Raw genomic sequence first — 13,795 nt, forward strand, 5'->3', positions numbered from 1 at the left:
AAATTAAAGTTCATTGATTCAAGTTCATTCTGCCACTGTAATAATCAGACGATGATAGCGGTTCATCTGTGGCGTACCGTTATCCGTAGCTTCCAAAATCAAGTGGATGGTATCACCGGGGTTGGCATCAGCCGGAACAGTAAAAGTTGTATTTGCAGAAGCAGGGTCATCTACCGCTACTTTGCCCCGATATGTACCGGCTGACACATATTGCCACCATTTAATGGTAAGGGCATCCTTATCCGGATCGGTTACAGTGTATTTAAGTTTCAGCTTCTCACCCGGCTTGGCACTCATGGCAAGCGCCCCTTTTATCACCGGTTCATGATTTGCGTCGGCATAGTTTGGAGTGACCGACCATTTAAAACGGGCAGCCAATCCATTCATTACCGGAGCAGTGAAGTCGGGCAAAGGATAGTGCTCGGCTCTATACTTTATCTGTTCCATGCGCGGAAGATTCTTCACCGAATCGGGAAGGACGGTTCTTCCACCGCACCATCCTCCATAAGTGGGGTCTTCGTGACCACGCAGGCCGTTACCTATCAAATTCAGGAAACAGTAAGTGTCGCCTTCAGCCAGATAGGACCCTTTCGGCTGGATTCCGGTCCAAACCACATAGCCTTGCTTTTTCAATTCATCAACCGTATAACCCGACAAACCGAAGAAATCGAACTTATCACCTTTCACCATCTGCTTACCGTCTCCCCAGACCCGATACATCTCGCCGAAAGGACCTTTACTGCGGATGTTCTCCTGCATCCATTCCGGAGAGTAGAAAATCTGATTTTCCTTGGAGGCTCTTAACTGTGCATTATAAGCCAGGCCGACTGTCATGCCCCCCATCTCCATTTGTCTGAGTTCCGGCCAGAAAGGTCGGATATACCGTGCATACGTATCATCCTGATCACCCGAAAGGGAAAGGACCACTTTTCCTATTATCTTCTCACGGATGCCTTTCCAGGCATCGGTATGCTCATAAATATCCTGAATGGACTTCAAGGCACGGGCGATGGTGCTGCCACCTCCCCAAGCATTGATGAATACCGGATCCGTACAATCATCGAGCAATACAGCTTTAATCAGCTCCGACCCCGGAGTGTCCTTGGAAATATCACCGTCGAACTCGATATTACCGATACGCACTTTAGACTTCAGGTATTCGGGAGTCGGATAAGACGAGTCGTGCACTTTCAGATTGGGATATACTTTCTCATAAGCTTCCACAGCATCGTCAATGAAACGTTCATCCGGATCCCAACGCCAACTTTCCATCGGTCCGTAGTCTATGCCATTACGGGAATATTCACGTCCCGGCACATACCACTTCGTGCCGTGCCCGTCACCTTTCCAATGGAACTGGCTGCTGGCATAAATCAAGCCTTCCACACGGAAATCCGTACTGAAAAGCAGGAAACGTATCAAAGAGTTCAGGTCATCAAGTTCCGGGTCACAAGTAATGATGACACGCGGTTTTGACGATTTTTCACCGGGCGTCTGCTGTCCGCTCATGCAAACCGGCATCACAGCCATAAGGCCTGATAGGAATAAGCATTTTAATTTATTCATAAACTAAGTTTTATTGATTAATTACCAACCCGGGTTCTGGGTCATATTCTTATTGACATTCATTTCAGTGGCAGGGAACGGAAGCAGTTCATGCTTACCACTCTTGAAGCCGGCAGAAGCATTTTTCTGCTCATCCCAGCTTACACGGCCGTCTTTGTAAAGAGCCGGTCTTTCCTGCCCTCTCTTGGCAAGTACCGTAGCAGCATCACCCCACCGAATCAAATCCTGGTAACGGCAGCCTTCCATCCAAAGCTCCAGACGCTTCTCCTTCTTGATATCATCCATAGAAACGTTGCCCAATGCAGGCAACTGGGCACGGTCACGCACTTTATTCACATATCCGGCAGCCTTACTTGCATTTCCGGACTGAAGACTCGCTTCAGCAGCAAGCAGCAGAACCTCGGCATAACGCATGGCACGGGTATTGTTAGGACAACGCAACCACCAATAGTTGATGACATCTGCTTCATAAACACGGTATTTCCAGCTGAAGTAACCGGCATTGTCCGGCATATAAGCTATGGCATTGCTCAATGAGATACCCATATCCTCCATTTGCCGGTATGTCTTGATAGAGGCATTCAACCGATAAGTATCTCCCATTTCGACAAACGCATCGTAGCTTTCCTTCGTCGGATTAAAAAATCCCCAGCCTCCATGAGAATAGATTTGAGTAGGCTCATTGAATGCAAGCATGTCTCCACGCCAATGCACATATACCCAAATCATGTTACTCATAATGCCGGTAACATTGTTGGCGTCGTAAACATAATTACTTTCAAACAGACTTTCACAATTCGCCTCGCCTTTGGTAGTCTGGATATTCTCATAATCACTGTAAAGGTCGTACTTCCCGCTATTGATTACCTCATCCAAAACTGTAACAGCAGCACCATAATTCTTCTGGAATACGTATGCCTTGCCCAACAAGGCTTGTGCAAATTGTTTGGTGATACGATAGGTAAAGTTGTCCAAGCTTGTCTTTTCCTCCAAATTGCCACTGTTGACAGCTTCGGTCAAATCTTGGTTCACCAATGCCCAAAGCGCCTCTGTATTACCATTTGCCTGGGAATATTCGTTTGCTTTCAACGGATGGTCCACCAACGGCGGAGTTCCCCAAAGACTGATCAATTCGATGTAGGACATCGCACGGAAAACCTTTGCCTCTGCACGTGCACGAAGCTTAACCTCAGAATCATCGCCTACATACTGCAAAACAATGTTGGCGGCATAAATCACTTTATAAAGATTCGTATACAACGTTTTAATATGGGAAAAATCAGAGTCGAACGTATAGGTCGACAGCAACTGCGCACTGGCAGCCGTCCAGCTTTCCCCTGCCGAATAGCAATCGTCAGAAAGAAGATTCTTCAGCCAGAACGCAGGCTCATAGGTGTCCTTCCAATTGCTATAGCAGGCTATAATGGCTTCTTCCGCATCGGCATCCGTTTTATAGAAATTTTCGAAAGTGCTTACCCCATGCTGCGAAATATCCAGATTGTCCTCACAAGAGGAAAAGAAAGTGCAGCCGGCAAGTAACAGACTTGATAAAATATATTTTGCTTTCATATTTCGTATTGAATTAAAGATTAAAATACTACGTTAAGACCGAGCACGACTTTCTTGCTGGACGGATAAGAGCCCATATCCAAACCCATCGCATTGCCTGTACTCGTAAATTCAGGATCAAATCCGGGATATTTGGTAAATGTGAAGAAGTCGTCTAAAGAACAATACAAACGAAGGTTACTCAAACCCACCTGCTTCAACAAATTCTTAGGCAGGTTATAGCCCAACTGTATCTGCTTGATTTTAAAATATGAGCCGTCGAATACAAATTTGGAGCTCTTTAAATACTTATCATAATTGCTGGGATTGGAACGGGCATATTTTGCATTGTCTCCCACAGCAATCCACCGTCCGTCATAGAATTCCTTCAAGGTATTCGCTTTCATACGGGAAGTACGGTTATAGCCGGCAAACACATCATTGCCATGAGAACCGGAACCAAAGATTGTCAGGTCAAGGCCTTTCCAGGCAGCTGTCAAAGTAATACCATAAGTAAAGTCGGGAATGGCAGAACCGATCTCTGTCTGGTCGGCATCTCCAATAATGTCATCATCATTCTTGTCTTTGAACATTGGGTCACCCGTTTGCGGATCAATACCCGTGCACTCATAACCGCGCATGTACCAAATGGGATGTCCTTCTTCAAAATAATTCATAGTGCCGATACCTGCACTTGTTGTACTGGCAATACGCTCCAATGTTTCATGAAGATAAGTTACTTTATTCTTCAAAGTAGCGATGTTAGCTTTTACACTATAACTGAAATCTTTGATATGATCACGCCATGAGAGTTCAAACTCAAATCCGCTGTTCTTGACATTTCCCGCATTCATAGGTGAAGTAGTGTTACCCACAATCAAAGAAGGAGTAATACCGGTTACAATCAAGTCTTTGGTTTTCTTCTCATAATAGTCAAATCCGAAGCTCAAACGGTCATTCAGCATCCGGAGGTCGATACCCAAGTCTATCTGTTCGGAAGTTTCCCACTTCAAATCATAGTTACCGGTTGCAGATGGCAACGAACCTGTTTCATAAGACACATCACCTGACATCGGATAATTGATTCCAGACAAAATCGTAGCATCATACATATAGTCTGCCAAACCGGCGATACTACCATTCTGTCCCCAGCTTGCACGCAACTTCAAATGAGAGATTGACTTGAGGTTTTCCATAAATTTCTCGTTGGAAAGTACCCAGCCGACAGACACAGCCGGGAAATAGCCCCAACGTTTCTGCAAAGGAAGGATAGACAAGTCGGCTGCATCCGCACGAAGGGTGAATTGGGCAAAATACTTGCCTGCATAGTCATAAGATGCCCGGCCAAAGTAAGAAAGATTGGCATACCTCCGCTTCTCTCCACCACTTACCGTACGAGTGGCAGTACCGGTCCGAAAAGCAAAATAGGCATAATTGGGATCCAACTTGGTAATACCCAAATCAACCTTGTCGCCGGAACGGCTACCATTGATTCCTCCCGTCACTCCAAAGGAAGTATTGGAAGAATAGGACATACCAAGCATCACGTTTACATTGTGCTTATCTGCAAATGTCTTGGTATAGTTGGCAAAGTTTTCCCATTGCCAGTACGTGGTGTTGGAGCTTGTCGCACTTACCGATACATAGTCCTGATAAAGGTCAGAGCAAGTAATGTTAGGCATAACATAGCCGTAGGAATTGCTGTAAGTATAACGGTATCCCAAACGTGAAGTGATGACCAACTCTTTGATCGGAGTAAAATCCAGATAAGTGGAACCGCTGAATACAAAACCATCCCTTTTCGTTGTGCCACGGTCACGCATGATATACGGATTGATATTATTGGAGTCGCCATAAGGGGAAATGGAATAATAATCACCATTGGCATTCTGAAGCAGAGTATGTCCCTGATTCATATAGTTAATCATAGTGTCGGGCAGTTTGTCCGGTGCATAGGTGACCGGCGTCAGAGGGTCAAGCTGAATGGCAGACAGCATCAGAGAACCGGTTGCCGAACCTTCGCTTACAGACTGTACATGATAACGGGAAAATGAATTGTTTGTCGTGAACTTCAACCAATCCTTTATTTTATAATCTGCATTGACAGTGCCGGTAATGCGGTCAAAAACATCCTTATTGCCAACAATGGGACCATTATTACTTAAATAAGAGAGTGAGGCGAATAATGAGCCATTATCATTGGCACCTTGGAAATTGACATTGTGACGCTGCATCATGGATGATTCAAATGTCTCTTCTATCCAATCGGTATTTGTCTTTCCATCCCAATACCTATCTATTGTTTCTCTGGGAATAAGATTACCTTCAGTCATATAATTGACATATTCCTGAGCATTCAGAATATCAGGAGTACGACCTAAAGACTGGGAGGACAACTGGAAATCATAAGAAATACGACGAACTCCTTTTTTTGCCTTCCGGGTGGTAATCAAGACAACACCATTACCGGCCTGGGCACCATAGATAGCAGCAGAAGCAGCATCCTTCAACACCTCCATACTCTCAATATCATTCGGATCGAGGTTACTGATGTCTTTCGTACGCAAACCATCGACCACATACAAAGGATCTGAACTGGCATTACTGCTATATCCACGGATACGAATGGCGGGATTCGAACCAGGAGCCGCAGATGCAGAAATAATTTGCACACCGGCTGTTTTACCCTGCAGGGCCTGCTCAGCATTGGTTATGGTACGATTTTCAAAATCTTCTGCTTTTACGGAAGAAATCGCCCCTGTTACGGAACTTTTCTTCTGTACACCATATCCTACAACAACCACTTCATCCAAAGTCTTGCTATCTTCCTTCAGTATAATATTCATAGTACCTGCAACGGCTTTCTTTTCCTGGGTCACATACCCGATATACGAAAAGACAATAGTGGAACCCTCGCTCGCTGATAAGGTATAATTGCCATCCAAATCAGTTATAACACCATTTGTCGTTCCTTTTTCCAATACACTTACACCAATCATCGGTTCATTAAGTTCATCGGTGATTCTGCCAGATACACTTACATGTTTCTGTGCAAAAACAGATGTCATACCTACCAAAAGGAACAGCACCAAGACCATTAACCTTTTCTGTTTAATTTGTCTTACAATCGTTTTCATTTATTATTATTTTGGGTTAACAATGAATTAAAATATCAGTTTGAAAGCGTAATCAGTACCAGCCCCACAACAAAGAGTACAAACATAGTCGCAATCATAGGTACAGTTCCTTTGGGAGCTCCTTTGAACTCTTTCCATACAAAGAATCCCCAAATCATGGCTACCACCGGTGCGGCATTGCTCAGCGCATAGGCTATGGCCGGATTGGCTGATCCGGCTCCCATAAAGCTGACCACCATACCGCTCATCCAGATAAAGCCGCCCAACATACCGATCAGGTGTGTACGGGTATCACCTTTCAGATAGTCCTTCATTGTGACCTTGTTTCCTTGAGCCGGATGACTCATGGCAAACGTATTGAAAATGGGAGTAGTGATAAGGACACCGGCGGCAAAGCAAAATACGCCGGTATAGGGAGTCAGTGTTCCCGTACCACCCGCAACATACTGGGGATCGAGTGATTTTACAACCAATCCATAGAAAAACATGATGGCCAATCCTGCCACAATAGCCAATAAGATACCTTTTTTAGGGGTGGATGCCTGACTCGCCGACATCTTTCCATAAGCCTTCCCGCAAATGCAGATGGCTACAATGATAACAACTACCCCTATCCAAAGCAATGCCTGGTTTCCGGGGTATACTTCACCGGCCAAAGTTATCAGCAGATAATTAAAAATTATACCGCCTATCCAGGCTAAGCCTCCGCCAATGGGAAACCCTATCGACATACCGGCCACAGCGATGGCTGCCGTCAGAAAGATATTACCGAAATTCCAGACAATACCACCCAACAGTGCATACTTCATACTGTTCCAGTCCATTGCCGCCAAGTCCTCAAAGAAAGTACGGCCTTCACTTCCCAAGCTTCCCAATGTCAGAGCCCCCAACAGAGCCGTGAAAAACAAACCGAAAGCCAAGTCCCAATAGAAAAGCTCGAAACTCCAGCTTTTCGAGGTCACCATCTTCTGCGTATTCGCCCAAGAGCCCCAACAGAGGCAGCAATAGACACAACACAGAATGGCCAAAATATAGTTGTCAACAAGTATCATAATTTATCTTCTGTTGTTTACCGTGTGTTTACTTTTCATTCATGCACATATAGATTCCAGCCCAAATAGTCCTCGATGGCTTCGTTCAGAATTTCCTTCACATCATTGCGAACCATAGCCACATGATGTTCAAAACCATTTTTACAAATATACTTCATCAGAGTCTGCAAGTTATTCACCTTGGTGACAGCTATGCATCCATCCATTCCATACGGGTCATCCGTGATTTCACCAGTACCCAAATAAGCCTTGATAGCGCCTTTTGTATCATCTGTGGAAATACGGAAGAATGTGAAATCACCTTTGGTCACTTTACCATATACGGCACCGAATGTATTGACCTTGCCCAGCGTACGTCCCAAAACGCCCAGTGTACCAAGCTTCAAGTCATTTCTGACAAACGATTTCGGGAAGTTACCGCAATGGGTACATACACATTTGTTCCGGTCTTCTGCAAAATTGTTATTCCAGTCAAGCAATGCCGATTGACCTTGCGCTGCCAATGTCAAAGCATACATGGACACAGCGCCGGCAATATCTACCTCACAAGCGGCAGGAAGTAATTTTTCACCCAGCATACTCATTGTCACACATGCTGCACAACCATAATTTTGTTCCAAAGAGTCCCAACACTGAACAGCAACAGCATCAATCTGATTGGCTTCGATCCAACGTTCTACAGCCACACCGAATTTTGCCTGAAGCACCAGCTTGTCACTATATTCCTTGGGAACTGCCGCATAGCACTTAATTTCTTCAAGCTTCTTCAGCAACTCCGCATCCGTATCCTCAATCTTACGGGCAGCACCGAGTATTTCAGAAAGGTCGACCGGAACGACTGTAATGCCACTCTTCTGTAACAGTTTCTCACTTGCACGTACAGTCTGGAAACCAGCCGGACGAGCACCGATAGCACCGATACGTGCATGGCGCAAGCCATTGACTACACGACAGATACCAGCAAACTTATTGATATCCTTGGCCAGTAATTCGGAGTATATAGAATAGGTGTGTAGCGTGGTATCTGTAAAAGGTATGCCATATTGATACAGATTGTTACAAACAGAAATCTTACCGCAAAAAGCATCACGGCGGCTGTCCAGATCCACCTTGTCGTTCTCGTCGTCACAAGCCTGTACCAAAACGGGGACATTCAAATCGGCCACGCTGATAGCATTGATGATTCCAATCTCAAAGCCAAAGTTGGGCAGGGAAACTATGATACCGTCAATGCGGTCACGATTCTGTCGGAACAGTTCCGCACACTTCAATCCGTCTTCGCGGGTTTCAATACTGCTACTGCCGGTAGGAGTAGCGTCTTCAGGTAAGATCACATAATCATAGCCTTCGTCGGCAAGTGTTTTCAACAATTGTTTGCGAACATCTTTAGCCAATTCTGAATTAAAATAAGCACGAGTGCCGATAATTATACCGAAACACATTCTTTCCTTGTTTTTCATTGTAGATAGTGGGTATTTAAATTATACTTTGAAAATATTTATCTGATTAATTGGTTTACCGCTTTCAACCAGCCTTCACACCATTTTTCTACCTGTGATAGGTTACTTTGCGGCTCTATGCGGTAGCGGCTCCGGCGTAATACGGACACCTGCTCAAAGCTCGTCCATATCTTGCGAGCCATTCCGTTCATTACAACGGCTCCCAAGGCCGAAGCTTCTTCAACATCCGAACAATTGATCGGTACACGTAAGCAGTCGGCCTGGAACTGCATCAGGAATTTATTTTTTGTAGGTCCTCCATCGGCTCTGACTTCTTTCAGCTTTATACCTGCCTGACTGGTCATCGCTCTGACCAAATCATTCACTTGATAGGCTATGGATTCAAGTGCTGCCCTGAGAACATGCGGTTTCCCGGTACCTAAGGTCATCCCTAAAATGGCAGCCTTTACATCCCCTTGCCACCAAGGAGCTCCCAACCCGGCAAAAGCCGGTACGACATACACACCTCCATTGTCTTTTACTGTAGCCGCCAACTCTTCCGCTTCGTCTGGCGAACTAATCATCTGCAATCTCTGTTCTAGCCACTTGATGGTAGCACCAGTACAATGGATATTGCCTTCAAAAGCATAGAATATTTTTCCAAGTGCGGCAAAACCGATGGAAGTGACCAATCCACGGGGAGCAACGGCAGCTTTTTCACCAATATTCACCATCACTGATGAGCCGGTTCCATAAGTGACCTTGCCCAGCCCTTCTTCAAAGCACATCTGACCGGCCAGTGCACCGTGTGAATCCCCCAATACACCGGCTATGACAATAGGATTCTTAAATAATCCTCCCACCGTAGTTTCTCCAAAAACAGCATCACATGGCAGTAATTCAGGCATCATAGTTTCGGGGATGGTAAATAGCTCCAGCAGGTCACTGTCCCATTGCATCGTATGAATATTAAACAAAAGAGTCCTGGAAGCATTGGTATAATCTGTCACATGGCGTTTACCATCAGTCAATTTCCAAATCAGCCACGTATCAATGGTTCCCATCAATAAGTCACCGTTATCAGCAGCCTGACGGGCTCCTTCCACATTGTCAAGTATCCACTTCACACCACTGGCTGAGAAATAAGGATCCAATAGCAAACCGCTTTTCGCCTGTACTATTTCGCTGTACCCACTGGCTTTCAACTCATTACAGATATCAGCACCACGCATGCATTGCCATACCACAGCATTGCATATCGGTTTGCCCGTATGCTTATTCCATACAACCACTGTTTCACGTTGATTGGTGATGGCCAACGAATACATATTGTCTGCCACTTCCTCCTTTATCAGTTCGGCTATACTTTTCTGTACATTCCGATAAATTTCTTCAGCATCATGCTCCACCCATCCGGATTTGGGATAATATTGTTCATGGGTGACATTGACGCGCCTCAGCATTTCACACCTCTCATTGAATAGCATGGCTTTGGTAGCCGAGGTGCTTTGGTCTATTGCAATTATCAGGTTTTCCATTTTAGGTATTATTAAAGGCTAATTGATTTCAAATTTATCGAATCGGAGTTACTTAAGGAAGTCAAGGGCAGTTTTCACGATACCGGATGAGTCGAGTCCATAATGGGCAAAAATTTCCAGGGAGTTCCCATGCACCACATTCTCATCAGGGATACCCAGGATTTTCACCGGTACGGGATGCTCGGATATGATTTCAGTCACCATCGCCCCAAGACCTCCATACTGGCTATGCTCCTCAACCGTGATGATTCGCCCGGTTTCGGAAGCGGCTTTCAAAACAGCTTCCTCATCACAAGGTTTAATAGAGGACATATCCAATACCCGGGCCGAAATACCATATTCGCGTAACTTCAAAGCCGCCTGACGTGTGTGGTATACGGTTTCACCGGTTCCGATAATAGTCAGATCTGTTCCGTCCAGCAACATGTTGGCCTTACCTATGGCAAAATCAAAATCATCATTTTCATAGACATCGGGAACTGCTGCACGACCTACACGTACATAAACCGGTTCGGGATAATCAACCAAAAGCTCAACCAGTTTTTTAGTCTGTCGGGCATCGCAAGGTAACACGATATTCATTCCGGGAAAAGTACGCAGCACGGCAATGTCGTGTAAGCTATGATGGGTAGCCCCCAAAGCTCCGTAAGCTACTCCTCCACTTACTCCCAATATTTTTACGTTGTTCTGGCTATAAGCCAAGTCCACCTTTACCTGTTCCAAGCTACGAGCCACATAAAAACAAGCCGGACCACATACAAACACTTTCTTTCCGCTATGAGCCAACCCGGCTGAAATACCCACAGCATCCTGCTCCGCAATACCACACTCCACGAATTGCTGCGGCAATTCTTTGGCAAAATCATTTAACGTCACCGAGCCACGGGCATCCGTCGTCACAGCAATGATGTCCTTGTCCATCCGAGCCAATGACAACAAAGTGTCGGTGAAACTTTTTCTGCAAGCTATCATATCAATTATATTCTAAATCCTTAATTCTTTCTGATATTTCTTGAATGGCCTGTTCATACTGTTCGTTACTCGGAACCCCATGATGCCATTTAGCTACCCCTTCCATGAAAGATACTCCTTTCCCTTTTGTCGTATGAGCCACCAGCAAATGAGGGTGACGGTTTGCATAATCAATGGAACGGAAAGTCCGGATAATATCTTCCATGTCGTCACCATTCATATCCTTTACCTCCCAGCCGAATGCCGTCCAGCGATCATGGATATCATCAATTCCCATCACATCTTCCGTATTTCCGCTAATCTGCAAATGATTACGGTCTATTATAGCCACCAAATTATCTAATCTATACTGCCGGGCAGCCATTGCTGCTTCGTAGATGGAACCTTCACCCTGTTCACCATCCCCCATCAACACATAGGTTTTATAATCCCTGTTGTCCATTTTGGCAGCTATCGCTATACCTACCCCAACAGACAAACCATGTCCCAAGGCTCCGGTATTCACTTCAATACCCGGAACTCCGATAGTGGGATGTCCCGAAAGGATAGAGCCATATTGTCCCAATGTATCCAAAATGCCTTCTGTTATAAACCCTTTGGATTCCAGCGTCACATACAAAGCCTCCACACAATGCCCCTTGCTCAAAATGAAACGGTCACGCAAATCATCTTTAGGACTGTCCGCATTCACATTCATCACATCAAAGTAAAGAGCCGTAAGAACATTGAGGCAAGACAAATCTCCGCCGATATGACCGGCTTTTGCCTTATAGATAATTTCAATTAATCTTTTTCGATTCCTTTCTGATTGAAGAGTCAATTCTTTTGTTTTCATAGCTTATTTGCTTTCATTTCTTTGCAAAGAAAACAAATAAAAACCACAAAACGAAAGAAAACGAAAGTTTTCCATTATTTATTAACATGTTTTATAATTAGACCAGGGCGAAAAACGAAACAAATAAATAAAAAAGAGAAAGGAACTACAGTGCAAAAGATAATATATAGAATAAAAAAGAAGAAAAACAGCAAGAATAGACTTTCATTTGACTTTTTCTGACTACCTTTGCGGAAAAATTAAATGATTATACAATGCTCAATACTGTAGACGAAGGAATAGAAGCGGTTCGACAAGGGAAAATAGTGATAGTTGTCGATGATGAAAATAGAGAAAACGAAGGCGATTTTATTGTATCCGGTGAAAAAATAACTCCTGACATTGTTAACTTCATGATTACACACGGAAGAGGGCTTCTTTGTGTACCGCTACCGCGTTCACGTTGCAAAGAACTCCAACTGCCCCCAATGTCGGAAGACAACACTTCCCTTTTAGGCACGCCGTTCACCATGTCCGTCGATCTGAAGGGCTATGGCTGCACAACGGGAGTTTCCGCCTATGACCGCTCCGCTACCATACGTGCTTTGGTTACCGGTAATATAAAGCCCTCGGAACTGGCACGTCCCGGACACATTTTCCCCCTTTACGGACATGAGGACGGAGTATTGGGACGTGACGGACATACAGAAGCATTACTCGACCTGACAAGAATGGCAGGATTGACACCCGGCGGCGCTCTCATTGAAATACTGAACCAGGATGGGACAATGGCCCGCTTGCCACAACTACTTGAAATGGCAAAAAAGTTCCGACTGAAGATTATAGCGATCAAAGATATACAGGATTATCGTAGAAACAACAATATATAAAGTAGATATGGCACTAAACCAAAGAAGAGTCAAGATTCTGGACCTTATCCGCGAAGACGGGCATGCAAAAGTTCAAGAATTAAGCAGGATTTTCAATGTAACGGATGTAACAATCAGACAAGACCTGGAAGCCCTTGAAAAATTAGGGTATATCCAAAGAGAACACGGCGGAGCCTTCCTGAAGGATGTGGGCTCATTTGCAAAAACCGGAAAGGTTTTCAATCAGACCCATATTGAGGAAAAAAGAGAAATAGCCCAAAAAGCAGCGTCGTTTATCAGTGAAGGTGAATGTATCATTCTCGACTCCGGTTCTACTACCACAGAAATAGCCAAACTACTTACACAATACAAAGAGCTGACCGTCATTACCAATGCTCTGAACATAGCACTTATATTGGGCGAAAATCCAGGCATCAACCTCATTGTGACAGGAGGAGAATTCAAAGCACCCACCCTTTCATTGACAGGAAAGATGGCAGCCGATTCACTCAAAGGTTTCCATGCCAACAAACTATTCCTTGCCACAGCAGGAATATCCCCAGACATGAGTCTGACCTATCCGAGCCTCAGCGATCTGATGGTTAAATCGGCCATGATAAAAGCCGCCGAGGAAGTCATTCTGGTAGCTGATTCCTCCAAGATAGGAATTAGTGCATTTGCCAGTTTAGGTTCAATATCTATGGTAAATTCTTTCATCACAGACAGCAATATCTCGGAAGAGAATATCGAAAAGATGAAAGAAAAGAACATAAACCTTCTAATTGGATAACTTAAAAGATTACCCCTTCCAGAAGATATTGAACAGACAATATAGTAACGATTGGAATAAGGAACAATTA

The 13,795-nt window shown here is 44.6% G+C and carries 10 protein-coding genes; 2 read left to right on the forward strand and 8 right to left on the reverse strand.

The window, feature by feature from the left end:
• Window positions 1-24 precede the first annotated feature (24 nt).
• The 8 genes from H1A11_RS13935 to H1A11_RS13970 all read right to left on the reverse strand — a co-directional run bounded on the left by H1A11_RS13935 (window position 25) and on the right by H1A11_RS13970 (window position 12,087).
• On the reverse strand, window positions 25-1,566 hold the full coding sequence (locus H1A11_RS13935) for a DUF1593 domain-containing protein (protein ID WP_005824988.1): 1,542 nt from the start codon (window positions 1,564-1,566) through the stop codon (window positions 25-27).
• A 21-nt stretch (window positions 1,567-1,587) separates the two neighbouring features.
• On the reverse strand, window positions 1,588-3,135 hold the full coding sequence (locus H1A11_RS13940; RefSeq protein WP_009037748.1) for a RagB/SusD family nutrient uptake outer membrane protein: 1,548 nt from the start codon (window positions 3,133-3,135) through the stop codon (window positions 1,588-1,590).
• A gap of 20 nt (window positions 3,136-3,155) precedes the next feature.
• The gene (locus H1A11_RS13945; RefSeq protein ID WP_016272477.1) at window positions 3,156-6,212 is read right to left on the reverse strand and encodes a TonB-dependent receptor; all 3,057 of its coding nucleotides are present in this window, start codon (window positions 6,210-6,212) and stop codon (window positions 3,156-3,158) included.
• 74 nt (window positions 6,213-6,286) lie between these two features.
• Window positions 6,287-7,303, reverse strand: a complete 1,017-nt coding sequence (locus H1A11_RS13950) for a GRP family sugar transporter (protein ID WP_005834661.1) — start codon at window positions 7,301-7,303, stop codon at window positions 6,287-6,289.
• A gap of 35 nt (window positions 7,304-7,338) precedes the next feature.
• Window positions 7,339-8,763, reverse strand: coding sequence for an L-fucose/L-arabinose isomerase family protein (locus tag H1A11_RS13955; RefSeq protein ID WP_005830248.1), 1,425 nt, complete (start codon window positions 8,761-8,763; stop codon window positions 7,339-7,341).
• Between the two features lie 38 nt (window positions 8,764-8,801).
• Window positions 8,802-10,280, reverse strand: a complete 1,479-nt coding sequence (locus H1A11_RS13960) for a glycerol kinase (RefSeq protein WP_005830250.1) — start codon at window positions 10,278-10,280, stop codon at window positions 8,802-8,804.
• A gap of 48 nt (window positions 10,281-10,328) precedes the next feature.
• A complete protein-coding gene (locus H1A11_RS13965; protein WP_005834658.1) occupies window positions 10,329-11,252 on the reverse strand; it encodes a transketolase family protein in 924 nt (307 codons plus the stop codon).
• Between the two features lies 1 nt (window position 11,253).
• Window positions 11,254-12,087, reverse strand: coding sequence for a transketolase (locus H1A11_RS13970; RefSeq protein WP_005830255.1), 834 nt, complete (start codon window positions 12,085-12,087; stop codon window positions 11,254-11,256).
• A 254-nt stretch (window positions 12,088-12,341) separates the two neighbouring features.
• On the opposite strand from H1A11_RS13970, the gene ribB reads away from it, so the two are divergent.
• The gene (gene ribB / locus H1A11_RS13975) at window positions 12,342-12,956 is read left to right on the forward strand and encodes a 3,4-dihydroxy-2-butanone-4-phosphate synthase (RefSeq protein ID WP_005830259.1); all 615 of its coding nucleotides are present in this window, start codon (window positions 12,342-12,344) and stop codon (window positions 12,954-12,956) included.
• Between the two features lie 7 nt (window positions 12,957-12,963).
• Window positions 12,964-13,725 (forward strand): DeoR/GlpR family DNA-binding transcription regulator, encoded by a 762-nt coding sequence (locus tag H1A11_RS13980; RefSeq protein ID WP_005830261.1) that lies wholly within the window; start codon window positions 12,964-12,966, stop codon window positions 13,723-13,725.
• Window positions 13,726-13,795: the final 70 nt, after the last annotated feature.

This window comes from Bacteroides sp. CACC 737, assembly GCF_013874375.1.
GTDB lineage: Bacteria > Bacteroidota > Bacteroidia > Bacteroidales > Bacteroidaceae > Bacteroides > Bacteroides uniformis.